Consider the following 20,101-nt stretch of genomic DNA (forward strand, 5'->3'; position numbering starts at 1 on the left):
TGCTTGCAGCGATCGACCTCTGCACCGAGGGATTTCCGCTCCGTTTTGCAGCTCCTCGTGTCGGCTACGGGTCCGTCCCTGCCCTCGCTCTCCCCGTAGCGACGGCACTCGTCCGCCCTTTCAGTGGTCGGGTGCGAGCGCTTCGATCGTCGCCTCGATCTCGTCGCGGTCGGCGCCGCGGGGAAACCCGATCGCGAGATCGTCGACGCCGTCGATAGCCGCGAACTTCTCGAGTTCCTCGCGGGCGCGCTCCGGCGTTCCCGCGGCGCCGAGGTCGTCGAGCAGCGCACCGGGGATCCGATCGACGGCACGGTCCTGTTCGCCGCTGGCCCACGCGGCGGCGATCTCGTTGGCCGCCTCCTCGTACCCCTGACGGGCGAGTGACTCCCGATAGTATGTTCCCATCGCACCGACGTAAAACGCCAGATGCCGGCGTGCGAGATCGCGAGCGCGGTCGCCGTCCTCGAGCGCACACGCCGTCACCGAAAGCGTGACCCGAACGTCGCCGGGATCGCGGTCGCCGAGTTCCATCCCGCGCCGGAGATCCTCGAGACGGTCCGCGAGCCCGTCGGGGGTGAAGACGATGGCGTGCCAGCCGTCGGCGAACCGTCCGGCGAGCTCGACAGATTTTGGTCCCATTCCCGCGGCGTCGATCGGGACGGGTTCGGACGGGGGCTCACAGCGCAGTCGAAACCCCGCCAGCGAGAAGATGTCACCGTCGTAGTTGACCGTCTCTCCGCTCATCACCGCGCGCATGATTTCAAGGTACTCGCGGGTCCGCCGGAGGGGGCGGTCGAACTCGACGCCGTGCCAGCCCTCGATGACGGCGGGGCCGCTCGGCGCAATTCCGGCCCGAAGCCGTCCGTCGGCGACCTCCTGGAGGGTCGTCATCGTCTGGCCGAGCAACGCTGGCGATCGGGAGTAGACGTTGACGATGCTCGGGCCGAGCCCGATCTCGTCGGTCTCTCGAGCCATCGCGGTCAGGACGGTGACCGCGTCCCGGCCCCACGTCTCGGGGAGCCAGGCGTACTCGTAGCCGTGGGACTCGCCGAGCGCCGCGAGTTCGACGAGCGAGTCAACCGAGGGCTGTGCTGCGACCGGAAGGTGAAGGCTTCTGTCTGTCATCGGAATCACGCTGTCGGCCTCCGACGCGTTCGATCGCGGACCGATCGGTCCCAGTCAGGAGTCGCGACGGGAGACGGATCTGACGTACACAATCAACTCTCTTAACGTTTCCTCCGCCTAGCAGAGCTGCTCCAGGTCGTGATATGGCGCGGTAGATCCCTCATACAGTGGATATACGAGTTGTCGCTTCGAGAGTAAGTCCTATACACCGCGGTACCATACCGTTCCGTATATGGAGGACGTCGGTTCTCCGACGACGCGTCGGAGAGTACTCGCGGGGACCGCCACCGGTATCGCCGGCTCGCTCGCCGGCTGCACCGAGAGGCTCTGGTCCCGCGCCGAGAGTCCCGGTCCGGACCAGGTCTCGCTGACGATCAAGGCGGTCCCCGCGGACGACGACATCATCGCCGCGAAGATCGCGAGCCAGCTCCGGGAGAATTTCGAGACTGCCGGAATCGACGCGACGTTCGAGCCGATCGCCAAAGCGGAGTTACACCGCAACGTTCTGCTGGAGGGCGATTACGACGTCTTCGTCACCAGACACGACGGGATCGACGAGTACGACGCGCTTCGCGGGCTGTTGCACTCTCGGTACGCCACCGAAGCGGGCTGGCAGAACCCGTTTCAGTTCTCGGACGTTACCGCCGACGATCTGCTCGAGACCCAGCTTACCACCGCGGACGAGGACCGCGACCGGGTGATTTCGGAGCTGTTCGACCACCTCACCGAGACGGTCCCGTACACGACCGTCGCCTTTCCGTCCCGAATCGGCGCCGTCGGAGCGACGCTGTCGGAGACCGTTTCGGGCCCGCCGTACCAACCGATCGACTACCTCGAGATTCTCTCGGAGCCTCCCGACGAGGGGCCACAGGACCGCCCGCTCGAGGTCGGCGTCTTCGGCGAGGCGCTCACCAGCCGACTGAACCCGATCGTCGTCGACTCCAACCAGATTCCCGCGCTGTTGGCGCTGCTCTACGACCCGCTCGTGTATCGAACCGACGACGGGGCGATCCCCTGGCTGGCCGAGGACGTCGAGTGGGATGGCGGCTCGCTGCTCGAGGCGAGAGTCACCCTGCGAGACGACCAGCGCTGGCACGACGGGGAGTCTCTCGATGCCGAGGACGTCGCGTTCACCCATCGGTTCCTTCGAGATACGTCCCTCGGCGAGACCGAGAGCGGCGTCCCCGCACCCCAGTATCGGGGCCAGCAGAGTCTCGTCGAGAGCGTCGAGGCGGTCGACTCCCGGACGGTCGAGTTCTCGCTTCGGACCACGAACCGAGAGACGGCGATCCGTGCGCTTCAGATTCCGGTGTTGCCCGCTCACGTCTGGGAACCCCGGTCGACCGTCGTCGGCGAACGCCAGACCGAGGCGCTCGTCCACGACAACGAGGAACCGATCGGTTCTGGACTGTTCGAACTCGAGGCAGTCACCGACGACACCGAGGTGGAGCTGGTTCCGTTTACCGATCACGTCTTCTACGACGCGGACGATCGGCCCTCGGTCCTCGAGGAGTTTCCGCAGTTCGACGGGATTAGGTTCGTCGTCGCGCCGAACTCGGGGGCAGTCGTCGACCTGCTCGAGGAGGAGGAGATCGACCTCACGGGGACCCCGCTTCCGGCCGACGAGACCGGACGGGTCAGCGATCTTCCGGGTCGGTCCGTGCTAACCGAACAGACCGACGAGTTCTACATGATCGGCTACAACAGCCACCACGAACAGCTCGGCAACCCCAACTTCCGCCGGCTTCTCTCGCGATTGCTCGACCGGGATCACGCCGCTGCCGAGTTGCTCGACGGATTCGCGGAGCCGGCCCGATCGCTGAGTTCGCTGTTCGGGGTTCGCGAAAGCGAACTGACCGACGAGGAGACCGAACTCACCGCGTTTCCGGGCTCGGACGGCGAGGTCGACGCGGAGGAGGCACGATCGCTCTTCGAGGCCGAAAACTATCGGTACGAGGACGGCGCTCTGCTCGAGTGAGACCGTCTATCGTCCCGAGTACCCGGACGGTCTGCCGTCCCGAGTAGCCGGAACGACCGTCGCACGGCTCGCGCTCGCTCCGACGGCGATGTCCAGTCGCCCGTACGAGTCGGCGATGATCCGACCGGGCCGTATTAATGTCTCCCGCGACGTACGTATCCCGTATGACCCTCGCCCAGGTCGTCCTCGAGCTCGCGCTCGTCGTGACGACGATGCTCGTCACGGCGACGCTCGTGTTCGTCGGGCCCCGCCGTCTCGTCGCCGCGGTTCGGGGCTATCGATGGCGACTGGAGGCCTGCCTGCTGCCGATCGCCGCGCTCGGAGTCGTGCTCGCGTTGCGGTGGTCCACCCGGGACGTCGTCCTGCGTCTCGAGCGTCGGGTGGTCGGACACAACATCACTCACACGCTGTTCGCACTGGAGCAGCGACTGCTCGGCGAGACGCCGGTCGTCCTCCTCCAGTCGATCCAGACCGAGGCGCTGACGGAGTTCTTCGTCTTCATCTACATCTACGGCTACGCGTTCCTGTTGCTGTTCCCGATCGTCGCCTACTTCGCGCTCGAGGAGATGGAGGAGCTGTCGACGCTGTTGCTCGCGTTTACGGCCAACTACGGGATCGGCCTGGTCTGTTACATGCTCTTTATCGCCTACGGTCCCCGGAACTTCGATCCGCTGGTGTTCGAACCGCTGCTGTACGACGCCTTCCCGCAGTCGCGGACGCTCACCAATCAGGTCAACCAGAACACGAACGTCTTCCCCTCGCTGCACACGTCGTTATCGATGACGGTGTTCTTCCTAGCTTGGTTGACTCGCGACCGGTACCCGCTGTGGGTTCCGCTGTCGGGCTTTCTCGCCGTCAGCGTCGCGCTGTCGACGATGTATTTAGGTATTCACTGGTTCCTAGACGTCGTCGCGGGGACCGTCCTTGCCCTGGTCAGCGTCTACATCGGCGTCAACTACACCGTCGACGGGATCGTCTCCACCGGCCGCCGATACCTCGCCAGACGATTCGATCGGCTCGGGAAGCCAGGGAGCGAGTGAGTCCCAATCGAGTAAGGGTCCAAAACTTTGCCCCCTAGCCGTGTCGCACCGAATATGATCGTTCACTGGCACCGCAAGGACCTGCGGGGCGTCGACAACCGCGCCCTCGCCCGGGCTGCCCGAGCCGATCGGGTCGTCCCCGTGTTCGTTCTCGACCCGACGATTCTCGAGTACGCCTCGCCGATCCGCGTCGCCTGTCTCCTCGAGGCGCTCGCCGACCTCCGGGCGTGGTACCGCGACCGCGGCTCCGATCTCCTCGTCGTCCGCGGGAACGCGAGGGAGGTGATTCCCTCACTCGCAGCCGAGCGCGACGCCGCTCGAGTGGTCTGGAACGAGGACTACAGCGGACTCGCCGCCGAGCGCGACGAGGCGGTCCGGGCGGCCCTCGAGGAGGAGGGGATCGATCACGACTCGGTCACGGACGGCCTTCACCACGAGCCAGGATCGATCTCGCCGAACGAGGGCGACCACTACTCGGTGTTTTCCTACTTCTGGAAGAAGTGGCGCGACCGGGAGAAGGCCGATCCCGCGCCGGCGCCGACAGCCGACGAGCTCGCCGACCTCGAGGACGCAAGCGAGAGCGAGGCCAACCCAATCCCGTCACTCTCGGAACTCGGGTTCGACGAGCCCGACGCCGACCCCCCAACAGTAAGCCGCGACGCGGCGCGGGAACGCCTCGAGACGTTCTGCTCGGACGCGATCTACCGCTACGCGGACGAACGGGACGTTCCCGCGGCCGGGACGACCTCCCGCCTGTCGACGCACCTCAAGTGGGGAACGATCGGCCCCCGGGAGGTGTCCGTCGAAACCGAACGGGCGCTCGAGGACGCGCCCGACGAGGACGCCCGTGAGAGCGTCGTCGCGTTTCGCCGGCAGCTAGCGTTCCGGGAGTTCTACGTTCACCTGCTGGCGTTCAACCCCGAGACCGTCACGGAGGATTTCAGCGGCTACGAGAGCGACCTCGAGTGGCGAAACGATCCGGACGAACTGGCAGCCTGGCGGGCTGGTGAGACCGGGTACCCGATCGTCGACGCCGGAATGCGCCAGCTTCGGTCCGAGGGATGGGTCCACAACCGGGTCCGGATGCTCGTCGCCTCGTTTCTGACGAAGGATCTGCTGGTCGACTGGCGCGAGGGGTACGACTGGTACCGGCACTACCTCGCTGATCACGAGACCTCGAGCGACGTCGCCGGCTGGCAGTGGGCGGCTTCGACCGGAGCGGACGCTCAGCCGTACTTTCGGGTGTTCAATCCGACGAAACAGGGTCGAGAGTACGACCCCGACGCTGCTTACATCCGGGAACACGTCCCCGAACTCGAGGACGTCCCGGCTGATCGGATCCACGAGTGGCCCGACCTCGACACCGAGGAACGAGCCGAACTCGCCCCCGACTACCCCGAGCCGATCGTCGACCACGCGAACAGGCGGGAGGAGGCGATCGCGACGTTCGAGGACGCCCGCGACGAGGAGTAGGCGGACCGTACTGGACGGTTGTCAGAAACGTACACGGACCACTACCCTTATTCGCAGGTGTCTGGTACTGCTCGTATGACCGCTCCGAGCGATCCGTCGGCGGCCGACGGAGCGGACCGTCCGACGCGGGCGATCATCGAGGCAGTCGCCGAACACGAGGTGGTCGACGTGACGGCGATCGAGCCGCCGGCCTACGAACCGCTGTACGCCGTCGTTGATCCCGAGGCGCTCGACGCACTGTTCCGGAGCGATCCATCGACCGAGCTCTCACTCTCCTTCGAGTACGCCGGATACGACGTCACCGTCTCCGGTAACGGCAGGGTCGACGTGACCGATCCGTCGACGGGGAAGACGATCGCCGACCGCTTTCGCGAGTGAGCCTTACTCCTGCTCGCCGATCGCGACCGTCCGTCCCGTCTCGCTCGAGCGGTAGATCCCGTCGATCACCCGCTGAACGGTAAGCGCCTGCTGGATGCTCTCGTCGCCGACCTCGCCGGCTGCGATCGAATCGAAGAACGATCGCTGCTCCTCGGTGTGGGTGTCGTTCTGTCTGGTCTCGATCGAGGTATCCTCGAGGTGGTCCGGGCCGGCGGTGCTCGCGGAGTGAACGGAGAGATCGCCGTCGAGGAGATCGAACACCGCGGCGGACTCGGTTCCGCGGACGACGAACTCGTTGTTCTCCGGGCGGTTGGTCGCCCAGGCGACCTCGAGCGAGATCGTTCGGTCGTCGTCGGTCCGAATGAACGCGCTGGCGGAGTCGTCGACGTCGAAGCCGGCCGGCCCGGCGTCGTCGCCCCACATGTCCAGGTAGGCGTACTCCTCTCGAGAGCCGAACTCGCCGCGGGTGACGCCGGTTACCTCCGCGATGGGAGGGTCGCCGAGCAGGTACAGCGAGAGGTCGATGGCGTGAACGCCGAGGTCGATCAGTGCGCCGCCGCCCGCGATCTGGCGCCGGGTGAACCACGACCCGCGTCCCGGTATTCCCCGTCGGCGCACGTAGTTCGCCTCGACGTGTGACACGTCGCCGAGCTCGCCCCGTTCGATCCGGTTTCTGACGATCCGAACCGTGTTCGCGAACCGATTGTTGAACCCGACCATGCAGTAGCCGTCGCTGTCGGCCGCAGCGCTCGCGATCCGTTCGGCGCTCTCGAGGGAGTGAGCGAGCGGCTTCTCGAGGAGGACGTGCAGGCCCCGGTCGAAGGCGTCGACCGCGTACTCCTCGTGGTACTTGTTCGGCGTCGTGATGATGACGGCGTCGACGGCGTCGTACAGTTCGTGGTGATCGTCGTAGACGTCGACGTCGTATCGACGGGCGAAACGGGTTCGTGCGTCGGCCGCGACGTCCATCCCGCCGACCAGCGGAACGTCGAGCTCGAGGAGGCGTTCGGCGTGGTAGCGCCCGATGTTCCCGAGTCCGACGATACCGGTTCTGATGTCGCCTCGTGGTGTTGTCATGTGGTATGCGTTGGGGGTGTGGTGGTTCGCTCGGCGGTTCGAATCCGGGATTCGTGCGGAGCTTTGTATTCGATTTCCTTTGTTCCGTCGTTCGTTCACTGACGCCTCCCGTGGCACGAACGCGTTTCGCTGTGTCTACTGATAGCTATCCTCGATGTAGGTGAGTCTATCGGCCCGCCGCTGCCGTCCGGTTGCGGTCGAAACCATCGGATCGGTAACGAAACGAAACTCAGTCTTCGGCTTCCGTCGGCGCCGTTCCCGGCTCCGATCCCGACTGATCGGCGATCCCGTGAACGAGCGCCTCGCCGCTCGCGGTGTCGAACAGGTGGATCTTCGACCCGTCCAGAACGACCTCGAGGGTCTCGTCCTCTCGAATGTCGGTGTCCGGCGAGACGCTCATCAGGAGCTGATCCGGGGAGTCAAGCGGGTCCTCCTCCATCGTCCGTTCGGCCCCCTCGTCGAGCACGAGGTAGACGAAGATCTCGTCGCCCATCGGCTCGAGCACGTCGGTCGTCACCTCGATCCCCTTCGTCGGTCGGGAGAGATCGTCGGCGTCCCTCGAGAGGTGGACGTCCTCGGGCCGGACCCCGAGTGTCACGTCGTCGCCGACGCCGACGCCGGCCACTCCCGCGGGGTCGAACTCGAGCGTGAAGTTCTTCGTCTCGAGGCCGTCGGCGACGACCCCGCCCTGGACGAAGTTCATCGACGGCGAGCCGATGAAGCCGGCGACGAACAGGTTCGCGGGCTCGTTGTAACAGACCAGGGGCGGATCGATCTGCTGGAGTTCGCCCGCGTTGATGACGGCGATCCGATCGGACATCGTCATCGCCTCGGCCTGATCGTGCGTGACGTAGATGATCGTCGTCTCCAGTTCGCGGTGGAGTCGCTGGAGTTCGGTTCGCATGTGAACCCGGAGTTTGGCGTCCAGGTTCGCGAGCGGCTCGTCCATCAGGAAGACGTCCGGGTTGCGGACGATCGCCCGGGCGATCGCGACCCGCTGGCGCTGGCCGCCGGACATCTCGTCGGGCATCCGATCGAGCATTCCCTCGAGCTGGACGATGTCGGCGGCCTCCTCGACGCGACGTTCGACCTCCTCGTCGTCGAACGTCCGCAAGCGGAGGCCGAAGGAGACGTTGTCGAAGACGTCCATGTGTGGAAACAGCGCGATGTTCTGGAAGACCATCGCGACGCCCCGATCCTTGGGTGCGAGGTTCGTGACGTCGGTGTCGCCGATGTACACCGTTCCCTCCGAGGGACGAGTCAACCCGGCGATGATCTCCATCGTGGTCGACTTCCCGCAGCCGGAGGGGCCCACGAGGCAGACGAACTCCCCGTCCTCGATCTCGACGTTCATATCGTCGACCGCGACGACGTCGTCGTAGCGTTTCGTAACGTGTTCGAGTCGTACTCGTGCCATAGTGTCTTACTCCTTGAGCGCGCCCGCGGTGAGCCCGCTGACGATCTTCTCCTGGGCCACGATCACGAGGATCGCGACCGGGAGCACGCCGATGATGCTCGCGGCGGCCATCAGGTTGAACAGGATCTCGTACTGGCCCTGGTAGCCAAGAATGCCCTCGAGGATCGGCGCCCAGTTCGCCGGTTCGCCGTCGGTCATCAGATACGAAAAGAAGAACTCGTTGTACACCGCGATGAACGTCAACACGCCGGCGGTCGCGACCCCGGGCGCCGACAGCGGGATGATGACCCGAAACAGCGCGCCTAATCGGGTGGTTCCCTCGACCCTCGCGGCGTCCTCGAGCCCGTCGGGGATCTGGGCGTAGAACGTCGTGAGGATGAAGATCGCCAGCGGCATGAAGATCGCCGAGATCGGCATCACCATCGCGCCCGGCGTGTTGTACAGCGTCCCATCGCTCATGACAGGCTCGAGGATCTCGACGGGGGTGTTGAACAGGTCGTTCAGCGGGATGAAAAACGCCGCCGGCGGGAAGAACGATACGACCAACACGAGCAGCATCAGCGGCGTCTTCCCCGGGAATTCGAGCCGACCGAAGGCGTAGCCGGCCAGGCTCGCGACGACCAGCACCAGCACCGTCGAGGCCGTCGCGATAACGAAGCTGTTGAACATGTACCAGTGGAACGGCAGGGTCTGGAACACCTCGACGAACGCGCCCGGGTTGAACCCGTTCGGCGTGAAGACGATGTCCTGAAGCTGCCCCTCGGGCGTGAGCGCGACCATCAGGAGCCAGTAGAAGGGAAACAGCGTCGTAAACAGGAAGAAGATCGCCGCAACGTAGAACATCGCCCGGTAGACGCGCTGGGGATCCTGAATCGAGCGGTCGACCCACCGCGAGAACGGGCCGCGATCGAGTTCGGCGTCGCCGCCGGCCCCGAGTGTCGCGCCACCGTCGGCGAGCCGGGTTCGAGGGACCCCGTCCGGACGGTATCGGTCGGATCTCCTCCCGTCTCGGCAGGGTCCGGGGACGCGGTCGCCCTCTCTAGGATCGGTTCCGTCATCGTTCCGTCTGCGGTCGTTCGGGCTCATCAGTAGAATCCCGCCTCCGTGTCCCGGAACAGGGCGATGTACACCGAGATGAACAGTCCGATCACCAGCGCCGTCATGAACGCCACGGCCGCCGCGGTCCCGAAGATGCGCGTGCCGCCGAACATCGCCTCGACGACCATGCAGGTCAGCGACGGCACCGTCGTACAGCCGACGCTCGACTCGATCAGCCCGTACACGCGCATCGCGTCCATCGTCCGGAACAACATTGCGACCAGCAGGGCGGGCAGAATCAGCGGCAGCGTGATCAGCTTGAACCGCTGCCAGGGGGAGGCGCCCGCGACGCGCGCGACGTCGTAGAGGCTCCGATCGACGCTCTGGAGCCCCGCGAGGATCAGCAGCGCCATGAACGCCGTTGACTTCCAGATGTCGGCGACGAGGACGATGACGAACGCGTCCCCGCTGTCCGCGAGCGGGTTCGGCCCGAACAGGCCGAGCCACTGCATCAGGTCCGTCCCGAAGCCGACCTCCGGCTGGAACAGCAGGAAGAAGATCATCCCCTGAATAACGATCGGGACGGCCCACGGGAGGATGATCGCGACCCTGACCCAGCGCCGGCCGCGGAACTCCTGGTCGAGGATCAGCGCCTGCCCGAAGCCGAAGACCGTCTCGAAAAAGACGCTGATGACGGCGAAGCCGAGGGTGACGAACAGCGCCTGCTGGAGGAGTGGCACGCCGAAGTCGACGAAGGGAAACGACGCCGACAGCGACACGTCCAGGAACTGCTGGGCCAGCCTGACGTCGCCCGTGAGCACGTCGACGTAGTTCTCGACGCCGACGAACCCGCCCAGGGTCTCCGCACCCCGCGTTCGATCCTCCCGCAGCGACATGACGAACGTCATCAACAGGGGGTAGAAGGCGATGAAGGCGAGCAACAGGAACGACGGAATCAACAGGAGGTAGGCGTAGGCCGCCTCGCTCAGCCCCTCCATCCAGTTGACGACGGCGTTGCCAGTTCGTTCGCGTTCGGGGGTCTCGCTGCCGATTCCAGTATCACTCGACATCTTGCTCACCTACGTCGGCCTCGCTGGCCTCGAGTCGGTCCGCCAGGTCGGTCATCGCCTCCTCGGGTGACTTCACGCCCCGGTAGGCCCTGTTCACCTCCTGGTAGATGTGGGCCGACTGCTCCGGCCAGATGTCGGTTACGGGTCGCGGAACGGCGTTCTCACCCGCAATTTGAATGGTTTCGGCGTACTCCGCGACGGGCCCGGTCTCCTCGGGATCGACCTCCTCGAGCAGCTCGACGATCGGCGGGATCCAGCCCTGGATCGCAAAGATCGTGAGCATGACCTCCTCGGTCGCGAACGCGTCCAGCACCTGGAGCGCCTCCTCCTGATTCTCGCTTGCGGGGTTCAGCGTCAGGTGCCAGCCACCGAGTGCAGCGGCGGTCCCTCCGACCCCGTCGTAGGCGGCCTCGTCCTCCTCGACGCCGTAGGGCATCGGCATCATCCCGACCTGGTCGCCCATCCCGTCGTCGTGAGCGATCGCGATCGAGTACGGCCAGTTGCGATGCATCACGACGTTGCCGGCCGCGAAGGGACCGCGGGCGTCCTCCTCGGTGTACTGGGCGATCGCGGTCGGGGCGATCTGCTCGTACCCCTCGAGGGCGTACTCGTCATCGGCGCCGCGAACGAACGTCCGCATCATCCGAATGGCGTCGAGGACCGGCTCCTCGTCGACCGTAACCTCGCGGTTACCCGCCTCGAACAGCTCGTCGAGGCCGCCGAAGTACGCGCCGCCCCAGGTGCTCATCACCTCGTTGAACGTACAGCAGGCCAGCCCCTCGTAGGCGGCCGCCTGCGTGGTGAACCCGAAGTCGACACCGGCGTCGGTGCGAACGTCGGCCGCGACCTCGGAGAACTCCTGCCAGGACATCGGCTCGGTCCCCCAGTCGTCGGTGTCGTAGCCCGCGTCCTCGGCGAGATCCCGTCGAAACTGCATCGTTCCGAAGTCGGGAAACAGCGGCAGTGCGTGCAGTTCTCCGCTCTCGGGGTGGCGAGCGGTCTCGACTGCGGCCTCGAGGTAGTCGTTCTCGATCAGGCCGAGGGTGTCACTCGAGAGCCGATCCTCGAGGTCGACCGTCTGGCCGCGCAGAATAAACGGGATCGTCCACCCGCTGTCCATCATGAAGATGTCCGGTTCGGATCGCCCCGCCTGGAGCGCGGACTGTGCGGCGGATCTGCGCTGCTCGGTCTCGTCCGGTCCGGTGCGGACCGCGACAGTGATGGCCTCGTCGAGACCCGCGTCCCAGAGCGCCCGATGGAGCTCCCCCTCCGGATCCATGATGTCCTGGAAGTCGGTGTCGCCGTAGACGACGACAGCTCCCTCCTCCGCACCGCGGCCGAGACATCCCGCTATCCCGACCGATCCGGCGCCGGCCACCGAGGCCGCCGCGACGAACGATCGGCGAGAGACGCTGGTGGGTGTTGTATGCTCACACCTGTCTTGCACCATCCCTGTTCGGGACCACGCTCAGAACCTTAATCGTTGGCGTATAAAGGTCACAATGTACTGAAAATCTCCACGAACGGACCGCGTAATCGTTGAATACCGTTACGATCGGAGATTCAACCTCTCCGAGAAGATCACACTCGAGCGACTACTCCTCGAGTTCGGGCGGTCGGTGCCGGCCGATGTGGATCTCGTGAGCCTCGACGTCCTCGAGGGCGGCGACCCGGCCGCCGACCGTCACCTCCGAGCCGTCCTCGTTCTCGAGGGTGATCGCGGCGACCTCCTCGCTGACCTCGAAGGAGACGTCGATGATCTGGCCGCGGACGACCCGCTGACCGCCGACGGCGACGTCCTGGCCGACGATCGTCGCGTAGAACTCTCCCCCCTCCTCGATGACGTCCTTCACGCAGCGTCGGATCGAGGCGTACTTTCGCGGGTAGCTTCGAGGATCCGCGTCCTCGCCGAGCGTCTCCTCGGCGGTCGTCCAGAGCACGGTACCGAAGAAGCCCGACACCAGAAACCCGAGCGCAGAGCGGTTGAAGATAACGCCGTAGCGGTCCTTGTCGTCCCGGAGCGCGTCCTGTGTCGCGTAGATGGAGTAGTTACCGTCGGCGACGGCGAGCACCGGCGTCGTGATCCCGCGTCGGGCACGCGTCGTCGTCGCGATAGCGGTGTAGTCGAAATCGTCCGGTGCGGGCGCCTCTGCGGCCGGGGTCACGATTAGATCGATACTCACGCCCCGGTCAAGCGCCCCCGAAAGTTCGTCCTCGAATCGGGTGAGGAGATCGGGCGTCAGCGACAGTGAGAGCTCGTACTCGGCGTCGACGATGATCTCCTCGAGATAGCGCAGGATCGTCGAGCGGGACTTGACGAGCGACACCGCCTCCGTGTCTCGCGCGGGCGCCGTGTACCGAGCCTCGAGTTCGTCGATCATCTGTTCGAGGGAGTGTTGGACCTCGTCGAAGGCGTCGGCTGGATCGATCGCGACGACCTTCATCGGTCGGGACTCGCGCAGCTCGACCAGCCCCCGATCGCTCAGGCTACGAACGGTGTCGTAGACGCGGGGCTGAGGAATCTCGGTTCGATCCGCGATCTCGCTTGCGGTCAGCTGTCCCTGCTCGAGGACGGTCAGGTAGGCGTCGATCTCGTACTCGCCGAGGTTGAACCGATCCCCGACTCGCTCGACGGTCGAGCGAAGTTCGTCTGGTGCCATACCCGATGGCAGGATTCGGACGGATAAATGATTTATTACAACGCGAGTACTACCGGATTCGGAAATCGAGTCACCGTTCGGCGTCGATGACGGTCAGAACCCTTAACCACGCCGGCCATGAGTGTGTTGCCATGCTGGCGGTCGCACAGGCGCCGGAGGAGGACGCCCTCGAGCGGACCAACGAGATACTTCCCGAGGTGATCCCCGAAATCGTCGGCCAGCTGCTCCTCGCGGCGATCGTGTTCGTCGTCGGCTGGTACCTCTCGAAGCTCGTCGTTCGACTCACGGGTCGGACCGTCGCGCGCCGCATCGAACGGCCGAGCGTCACCCGAACGGCCCTGCGAGCCGTCAGGTTCTCGGTCCTGGTCATGACGCTCGTCGTCGTCGCCGGCATCCTCGGCGTCGGCGACACGCAGATCCTCCTCTCGGTGACCGTCATCTCCGCGGTGGTCGCGGTCGTGCTCGCGCCGCTGGTTAGTAGCTTCGTCAACGGGCTGTTCGTCCTCGCGGACAGACCCTACGAGATCGGCGACATGATCGAGATCGTCGACGAGGGCCACACCGGGTTCGTCGAGGACATCACGATCAGGTACACGAAGATCTTCACCGTCCAGAACACCTTCATCGTCATTCCAAACTCCGAGATCCAGCAGCGGGACGTGATCAACTACTCGGCGGAGGACGAGCGAACGCGGCTCTCCCTCGAGTTCGAGATCACCTACGAGAGCGACCTCGAAGCCGCCCGCAGCCACGCCAAGCGGGCGGCGCGGTCGGTCGACGTCGTCATCACCGGCGGGCCCGATATCCGGATCGGAAGCGCGCGCTACGCCGCCGCCCCGATCTGTAACGTCCGCGACTACGCCGACAACGGCATCGTGCTGGAGCTGTTCTTCTGGGTTCAACACCCGTACAAGCAGGCGGTCGCCCGGTCGGCGGTGCGGACGGCGGTCCGCGAACGCTTCGCCGACGCAGATATCGAGTTCGCCTACCCCCACCGTCACCACGTCTTCGACGGCGACAGCGGAACCGCGAGAGTGGTCGTCGACGATCCCCGGTCGGTCCGTCCGGACGTCGGTCCCTCCGTCGACGCCGACGGCGACGCCGCCAACCCGGACGGGTAGTCGTTACCTCGCGCGGGCTCCCTCGACGGTGATGACCTCACAGTCGAGGTGCGTTCGCAGGTAGCCGTCGATGTCGGGGTTGTCGGTAAACCGACGGAAGAGGCGGCGAAGCCGGCTCGCCTGTTTGGTTCCGATAACGACGGCGTCGGCCTCCTCGGCGGCGACCTCGTCGAGAATGCTCTCCTCGACGAGAAAGCCCGTTCGGACGACGTACCGGGCGTTCTCGATCCGACCGAACGTCGACTCGACGGCATCCTTGAGGTCGATGCGGCTCACTTTCTTCCCGTTCTGGTAGAGATCGACGTGCAGAATCGTCAGCTCCGCGTCGCGCTCGCGAGCGACCTCGATCGCCCGCTCGAGGGTTCGTCTGGAGTGTTTCGACAGGGGGTATCGGACGGGGACCACGACCAGCGTCATCACACAATCGAACGATAGCCGCCCGGGTAAACCTTTCAGTTGGGACAGTTCTACACGCCAATTTTTCACACGGGAGAAACTAACTCGCACGGATTCGGAGAGACAGTCCTTTACTCCGAGCGATACTAGCGGTGGGTATGGAAACGAGGTCGACTGCCGACGGCGACACCGTCTACGTCTCCGAGACCAACGGGGATAGAGGATCCAAGGGACCGTTTCTCGTCGCCTACGAGTCGCCCGAGGCGCGGCGACGGTACGGCTGGTTCTGTACCAACTGCGAGAGCTTCGACAACGCGATGGACTCGATGGGGCGCATCCAGTGTAACCAATGCGGGAACTTCCGGAAGCCGACCGAGTGGGACGCCGCCCACGAGTAACCGCGATTGACCCGAACGGCGACGTGCCACGTTCGGCGACTACCGACGACAATCGTGGCTTACTGTCGTTCGGACGGACAGTCGGCTTGTAGTCGTTGTCCGATCGTCGATATTAGTTCGCGATTTTTTGCTCCCGAGCCGAATGCATGTGCCAGACCTAGATTTATGAGGGTGGGTCACATACTCTGTATTGAATGGGACCTGTTAACATGCGTCTCGTCGAACAGGCCAAGTCGATTTTCGCCGACCTGGGTTACACCGTCGAAGGTACTGGCCCCGTGTTTCGCGCCGAACGAAAGTGGAAGGTCGTCCACGTCAATCCCGTCCTCGAGCCCGGAACGCTTCCGTCCGCGGCCGGACAGTTCCACTGTTTCGTCGCCCGACCGGAGGACGCCGACTCACTCGAGCGCGAACTCGAGCGCACGAATCCGAGCTACGAGTGGGCGATCATCGTCGTCGACGGCGACGACTATCAGGTCGAACGCGTTCCGTCCGGACCGCCCGTCTCCGCCTGATACCCGCGTTCCCTTCTCCGAGCAACGTTATTCCAGCGCCCCGCGCGTCGCAGTTACACCGGCGCCCGGGTCGACGTCCGCCCCCATCGACTCGAGGACGTCACCCAACGCCGTCACCGCGTAGATCACGTTCTGGGGTCGCGCGGAGTAGCCCATACAGCCGACGCGGAAGATCTCACCCTCCAGATCGCCGAGTCCGTTCGCGACCTCGAGGTCGTAGCGCTCGAGCAGTTCGGTACAGACCTCGCCGTCGTTAACACCGTCGGGAACTCGGACGGCGTTCAGACTCGGGAGCCAGTACTCGTCGGGGGCGTTCATCTCCAGTCCCATCCCCTCGACGCCGGCTTTCAGCGCGCCGGCGAGGTGCTCGTGGCGCTCCCAGCGCTGTTCGATTTCCTCCTCGGCAACCAGTCGGAGCGCCTCCCGCAGCGCGTAGACGTTCGTGACGGGTGCGGTGTGGTGGTACGCGCGCTCGTCGCCCCAGTAGCCCTCGAGCAGGGAGAGGTCGAGGTACCACGACCGGGGTTCCTCCTCGCGGGAGAGGACCTTCTCCATCGCCGTCTCGGACAGCGTCAGCGGGCTCGCGCCGGGCGGACAGGAGAGACACTTCTGGGGGCCGGAGTAGGCGACGTCGATGTCCCACTCGTCGACGCGGAGTTCGACCCCGCCCAGCGAGGTGACGGTGTCGGCGATCACCAGCGCGTCGTGGTCGTGAGCCGCTGCCGTGAGTTCGGCAACGTCGGGCTGGAGCACGCCCGTACTCGTCTCGGCGTGAACGAAGCCGAAGACGTCGGGATCGTGTTCGGCCAGCGCGTCCGAGACGGCCGCCGGCTCGAGCGGTTCGCCCCACGGCGCGTCGACCTCGACGACGTCGCCGCCGGCGCGGCGAGCCATCGAGGCCATCCGGCCGCCGAAGTAGCCGTTCGTCGGCACCAGCATCGTATTGCCGGGTTCGACGACGTTGCCGATCGCCGCCTCCATCGCGGCCGAGCCGGTCCCCGAGACCGGGATCGTCCACCGGTTGTCGGTCCGGAACGTGTATCGCAGCAGCTCCTGTACCTCGTTCATGATCTCGACGAACGAGGGGTCGAGATGGCCGACGAGCGGGGTGCTCATCGCTCGCAACACACGGGGGTGGACGTCGCTGGGACCCGGTCCCATCAGCGTCCGGTTCGGTGGGGTCAGTTCACCGACCTCGGTGACGTCGATCGAGTCGTCGAAGCCGTTCATATCCCGTACTGCGGTGGGGACGCCAAAAGCGTTGACGAACCGTCTGTGGGGCAGCGGAGACCGTCTCGTCCACCGGCGTCTTGCTATCACCGACCATACATTGAATACCCGCAGCGGTGTACGATTACGGGCGATGGTATTCAAGAAGATCACGCTGATCGGCACGAGTACGGAGAGCTTCGACGACGCCGCGGACGACGCGATCGATCGCGCGGAGAACACCCTCCAGAACGTCTACTGGGTCGAGGTCGACGAACTCGGCGTCGAGATCGCAAGCGCCGAGAACCGGGAGTACCAGGCGGAAGTAACGGTCGCGTTCGAACTCGAGGACTAACTACGTCCGGAACGACTCGCCACAGCCACACTCGCTGACGACGTTCGGGTTCTCGACGTGGAACCCTTCGGCCTGCAGCCCGCTCTCGTAGTCGAGGATGCTTCCCTCGATGTACTTCAGACTCGCCGGATCGACGAACACCCGTAGCTCGTGGTGTTCGTAGATCGTGTCGTCCTCGTCGGGCGCGTCGTCGAACCGCATCCCGTAGGACAGTCCTGCACAGCCGCCCTGCTGGACGAACAGCCGAAGGCCGGCCACCCCGGCGTCGAGCCCCTCGCTCTCGAGCAGGGACAGCGCCTGCTCGGCTGCCGACTCGGTTACCTCGATCTCTGGACGCGTCTCCGCGCTCGCGCCGTCCACGCTATCGGTGCTCATGTACGTCCCTTCCCGCGCAACGGTGTTAACCTTGACGCCGAATTCCCGACCCTCGAGATCGAGTTGACTCGCTGTTCGCACGGCTCCGAACCCGTCCTCAACCATCGATACCCCGTTTTTGCCCTACACGCGCGGGCGCTGCTGAACCGACCGATAGTACGTCCCGAACAGCCGTTCGTCGTTCGCCGAGAGTTCGATGTCGTTCTCTGCGAGCAGTTCGATTATCCGTTCGAGTTCGCACTCGTACCACATCGAGAGCAGTCGAACGTTCTTCTGTGCGTAATCGTAGTTTCGCTCGAGGACGCGTGCATCGGTCGGATCGACCTGACACGGCTCCATTTCCTCTGGTACTCTTTTCCGCAGCTACGTAAATCCAATTACAGATTAGTGATGTGTATCGACAGTGCCTACCGCGCGTAGGATCGGGCTACGTGTCCCGGTTCCGGTCGAGTCGACGCCGAACGCTCTCGGCGTGGGCCTCGAGTCCCTCCGCGTCGGCGAGGGTCGTCACCGTCTCCCCGAGGTCAGCGAGAGCCCCGGCGGAGAGGCGCTGGACGGTCGTCGACCGCAGGAACGTCTCGACCGAGAGCCCCCCGGTGATCCGGGCGGAACCGTTCGTCGGCAGCACGTGATTCGTTCCGCTGGCGTAGTCACCCGCTGCGACCGGCGTCTCCGGGCCGAGGAAGACGCTACCCGCGCTGTCGATTCGCTCGAGGATCGACTCGTCGTCCTCTGCAACGATCGACAGGTGCTCTGGCGCGTACGATTCGGTGAAGAGGATCGCCTCGCTCATCGAGCGGGCACGCAGGACGCCGCTGGCGTCGTTCGAGAGCGCGTCTCTGATCACGTCTTCGCGCTCGCGTGCGCTCGCCTGCTCGTCGACGGCGTCGGCGACGGCCGCCGCGGTCGCCTCGTCGTCGGTGACGGCTACGACCGACGCGTTCGGGTCGTGCTCGGCCTGGGCGACCAGCTCGCTCGCGACGAGTTCCGGGTCGGCCGTGCCGTCGGCGATGACGACGACCTCGCTCGGACCCGCGAGAAAGTCGATCTCGACGTCACCTCGAACCTCGGCTTTGGCCGCCGTGACCCACTTGTTTCCGGGTCCGACGACCTTCTGGACGTTCGTGATCGTCTCGGTTCCGTACGCCAGCCCCGCGACGGCCTGCGCGCCGCCGACGCTGAAAACCTCGTCCGCGCCCGCGACGTGGATCGCCGCCAGGGTCGCCGGACTGAGTTCCTCCGCGGGCGGGGTGACGACGACGACGTGGTCGACGCCCGCAACGACCGCCGGAACGACGCCCATGATCGCACTCGAGGGGTAGGCCGCCGAGCCGCCGGGGACGTAGACGCCGACCCGCTCGAGCGGACGGAATCGCCGTCCCAGTTCCCGTCCGTCGCCGAACTCCTCGCGCCAGTCTTCGGGGAGCTGGGCCTCGTGGAACTCCCGGACGTTCGCTGCGGCCGTCTCGATGGCCTCGAGCAGGTCGTCGTCGACCGCCTCGAGGGCGCGCTCGCAATCGTCGGTGATCTCGAGGTTGCCGACCTCGACGCCGTCGAACTCGCTCGTGAACTCCCGAACGGCGACGTCACCCTCCTCCCGTACTCTGTCGACGATCTCTCGGACGTCGCCTCTGACGGCCTCGATACCGGCGTCGCGCTCGAAGAACGCGACCCGGTCGTTTGGTCCGAGATCGGCGATCTCCCGCATCTCGACTGTCATATCCCGCCCTTTGCGCGGCGTTCGAAAAACCGTTTCCATCACGACTCCGAGCGTTCGATCGGCCAGATTCCGGTCGCGTCGAGAGTCGCTCTAAGGAAGAGATAGACCAGCAACGCGAACCCGCCCACGGCGAACGGCGCCTGGAGCACCTCCGCGACGCCACGACCGAACAGAAGTTGACTGAACCCGCGAACGAAGAAACTCAGGACGACGAGTCCGAGCGCGACGAGGGCGAGTCTAACGAACCCCGAACGATCCATACGCGACCCTACAGCCCGTTACCGCTAAATCGTACCGATCGCTGTTAGGGGGGACGGAACGGACGACCTCGGACCCGGTGGGTGTCTAGCTCGAGATCGGGATCGGGCTAGTCTCGAGTCGATCTTGCCGTCTCGTGCGCGTTTCGCTTACTCCCCTTCCGGAGCGCGATCGAACCACTCGCTCGCTCGAGCGTAGGATGATCTCACCCTTCGTGATTCGCTCGTTCGGGAACGACCAACGTGGCTCACTCGCCGGCCGAGACGACGGCCTTATATATACGCCGGGCACTCGTCAGTAATGCGAACGACGTGGCGCACCCGCCGCGTTCCCTCCGGCCGAATCCCGGCGCGGAGGCAGGCGCTCCATCCCGTTCCGACCGTCCCCATACGGGGGCGGTAGTTGACTTCGATGGCTACGGTCGGTCGAGTTTCCGGATGCGAGTTCCGGACGGGCCGATCCGACGGCCTTAAGTACATACGGGGATTCGGATGGAAC

The 20,101-nt window shown here is 65.2% G+C and carries 21 protein-coding genes; 8 read left to right on the forward strand and 13 right to left on the reverse strand.

Going from position 1 to position 20,101, the window contains the following annotated elements; all coding sequences use genetic code 11:
- Window positions 1-120: 120 nt before the first annotated feature.
- Window positions 121-1,125 carry a TIGR04024 family LLM class F420-dependent oxidoreductase gene (locus ACFEMD_RS18330; RefSeq protein WP_394742724.1) on the reverse strand — a complete coding sequence of 335 codons (1,005 nt, stop codon included), beginning with the start codon at window positions 1,123-1,125 and terminating at the stop codon, window positions 121-123.
- 232 nt (window positions 1,126-1,357) lie between these two features.
- Between ACFEMD_RS18330 and ACFEMD_RS18335 the strand changes: the two genes are divergently transcribed.
- The 4 genes from ACFEMD_RS18335 (at window position 1,358) to ACFEMD_RS18350 (ending at window position 5,994) form a co-directional block, all read left to right on the forward strand.
- The gene (locus ACFEMD_RS18335; RefSeq protein ID WP_394742725.1) at window positions 1,358-3,103 is read left to right on the forward strand and encodes an ABC transporter substrate-binding protein; all 1,746 of its coding nucleotides are present in this window, start codon (window positions 1,358-1,360) and stop codon (window positions 3,101-3,103) included.
- 164 nt (window positions 3,104-3,267) lie between these two features.
- Entirely contained in the window at window positions 3,268-4,143 is an 876-nt protein-coding gene (locus tag ACFEMD_RS18340; protein WP_394742726.1) for a phosphatase PAP2 family protein, read from the forward strand.
- Window positions 4,144-4,197: 54 nt separating this feature from the next.
- Entirely contained in the window at window positions 4,198-5,616 is a 1,419-nt protein-coding gene (locus tag ACFEMD_RS18345; protein ID WP_394742728.1) for a cryptochrome/photolyase family protein, read from the forward strand.
- 75 nt (window positions 5,617-5,691) lie between these two features.
- Complete coding sequence (locus tag ACFEMD_RS18350) at window positions 5,692-5,994, forward strand: HalOD1 output domain-containing protein (RefSeq protein WP_394742729.1); 303 nt, start codon at window positions 5,692-5,694, stop codon at window positions 5,992-5,994.
- A 3-nt stretch (window positions 5,995-5,997) separates the two neighbouring features.
- Here the strand turns inward: ACFEMD_RS18350 and ACFEMD_RS18355 are convergent, their stop codons facing one another.
- The 6 genes from ACFEMD_RS18355 to trmB all read right to left on the reverse strand — a co-directional run bounded on the left by ACFEMD_RS18355 (window position 5,998) and on the right by trmB (window position 13,256).
- Window positions 5,998-7,071, reverse strand: coding sequence for a Gfo/Idh/MocA family protein (locus ACFEMD_RS18355; RefSeq protein ID WP_394742730.1), 1,074 nt, complete (start codon window positions 7,069-7,071; stop codon window positions 5,998-6,000).
- Window positions 7,072-7,300: 229 nt separating this feature from the next.
- Window positions 7,301-8,488 (reverse strand): ABC transporter ATP-binding protein, encoded by a 1,188-nt coding sequence (locus ACFEMD_RS18360; protein ID WP_394742732.1) that lies wholly within the window; start codon window positions 8,486-8,488, stop codon window positions 7,301-7,303.
- A 6-nt stretch (window positions 8,489-8,494) separates the two neighbouring features.
- A complete protein-coding gene (locus ACFEMD_RS18365) occupies window positions 8,495-9,574 on the reverse strand; it encodes a carbohydrate ABC transporter permease (protein ID WP_394742734.1) in 1,080 nt (359 codons plus the stop codon).
- Window positions 9,574-10,596 carry a carbohydrate ABC transporter permease gene (locus ACFEMD_RS18370; protein WP_394742735.1) on the reverse strand — a complete coding sequence of 341 codons (1,023 nt, stop codon included), beginning with the start codon at window positions 10,594-10,596 and terminating at the stop codon, window positions 9,574-9,576. The genes ACFEMD_RS18365 and ACFEMD_RS18370 overlap by 1 nt, the downstream gene beginning before the upstream one ends.
- A complete protein-coding gene (locus ACFEMD_RS18375) occupies window positions 10,586-12,046 on the reverse strand; it encodes an extracellular solute-binding protein (protein WP_394742736.1) in 1,461 nt (486 codons plus the stop codon). The genes ACFEMD_RS18370 and ACFEMD_RS18375 overlap by 11 nt, the downstream gene beginning before the upstream one ends.
- A 145-nt stretch (window positions 12,047-12,191) precedes the next feature.
- Window positions 12,192-13,256: an HTH-type sugar sensing transcriptional regulator TrmB gene (trmB, locus tag ACFEMD_RS18380; RefSeq protein WP_394742737.1), complete on the reverse strand. Its 1,065-nt coding sequence runs from the start codon at window positions 13,254-13,256 to the stop codon at window positions 12,192-12,194.
- Between the two features lie 131 nt (window positions 13,257-13,387).
- On the opposite strand from trmB, the gene ACFEMD_RS18385 reads away from it, so the two are divergent.
- Complete coding sequence (locus ACFEMD_RS18385; RefSeq protein ID WP_394742739.1) at window positions 13,388-14,377, forward strand: mechanosensitive ion channel family protein; 990 nt, start codon at window positions 13,388-13,390, stop codon at window positions 14,375-14,377.
- 3 nt (window positions 14,378-14,380) lie between these two features.
- Here the strand turns inward: ACFEMD_RS18385 and ACFEMD_RS18390 are convergent, their stop codons facing one another.
- On the reverse strand, window positions 14,381-14,794 hold the full coding sequence (locus ACFEMD_RS18390) for a universal stress protein (RefSeq protein ID WP_005555213.1): 414 nt from the start codon (window positions 14,792-14,794) through the stop codon (window positions 14,381-14,383).
- Window positions 14,795-14,931: 137 nt separating this feature from the next.
- Between ACFEMD_RS18390 and ACFEMD_RS18395 the strand changes: the two genes are divergently transcribed.
- A complete protein-coding gene (locus tag ACFEMD_RS18395) occupies window positions 14,932-15,171 on the forward strand; it encodes a DUF5816 domain-containing protein (protein ID WP_394742741.1) in 240 nt (79 codons plus the stop codon).
- Window positions 15,172-15,380: 209 nt separating this feature from the next.
- Window positions 15,381-15,686, forward strand: a complete 306-nt coding sequence (locus ACFEMD_RS18400; protein WP_278291680.1) for a DUF7116 family protein — start codon at window positions 15,381-15,383, stop codon at window positions 15,684-15,686.
- Between the two features lie 27 nt (window positions 15,687-15,713).
- Here the strand turns inward: ACFEMD_RS18400 and ACFEMD_RS18405 are convergent, their stop codons facing one another.
- On the reverse strand, window positions 15,714-16,916 hold the full coding sequence (locus ACFEMD_RS18405; protein ID WP_394742742.1) for a pyridoxal-phosphate-dependent aminotransferase family protein: 1,203 nt from the start codon (window positions 16,914-16,916) through the stop codon (window positions 15,714-15,716).
- 133 nt (window positions 16,917-17,049) lie between these two features.
- On the opposite strand from ACFEMD_RS18405, the gene ACFEMD_RS18410 reads away from it, so the two are divergent.
- The gene (locus tag ACFEMD_RS18410) at window positions 17,050-17,250 is read left to right on the forward strand and encodes a dodecin (protein WP_394742743.1); all 201 of its coding nucleotides are present in this window, start codon (window positions 17,050-17,052) and stop codon (window positions 17,248-17,250) included.
- Here the strand turns inward: ACFEMD_RS18410 and ACFEMD_RS18415 are convergent, their stop codons facing one another.
- The 4 genes from ACFEMD_RS18415 to ACFEMD_RS18430 all read right to left on the reverse strand — a co-directional run bounded on the left by ACFEMD_RS18415 (window position 17,251) and on the right by ACFEMD_RS18430 (window position 19,605).
- Window positions 17,251-17,625, reverse strand: a complete 375-nt coding sequence (locus ACFEMD_RS18415) for a HesB/IscA family protein (RefSeq protein WP_394742744.1) — start codon at window positions 17,623-17,625, stop codon at window positions 17,251-17,253.
- A gap of 123 nt (window positions 17,626-17,748) precedes the next feature.
- Window positions 17,749-17,964, reverse strand: a complete 216-nt coding sequence (locus ACFEMD_RS18420; RefSeq protein WP_394742745.1) for a hypothetical protein — start codon at window positions 17,962-17,964, stop codon at window positions 17,749-17,751.
- A gap of 88 nt (window positions 17,965-18,052) precedes the next feature.
- A complete protein-coding gene (gene hisD, locus ACFEMD_RS18425; protein WP_394742746.1) occupies window positions 18,053-19,345 on the reverse strand; it encodes a histidinol dehydrogenase in 1,293 nt (430 codons plus the stop codon).
- A 38-nt stretch (window positions 19,346-19,383) separates the two neighbouring features.
- Window positions 19,384-19,605: a hypothetical protein gene (locus ACFEMD_RS18430; RefSeq protein WP_394742747.1), complete on the reverse strand. Its 222-nt coding sequence runs from the start codon at window positions 19,603-19,605 to the stop codon at window positions 19,384-19,386.
- Window positions 19,606-20,101: the final 496 nt, after the last annotated feature.

The organism is Natronococcus roseus, from assembly GCF_043677095.1.
Lineage (GTDB): Archaea > Halobacteriota > Halobacteria > Halobacteriales > Natrialbaceae > Natronococcus > Natronococcus roseus.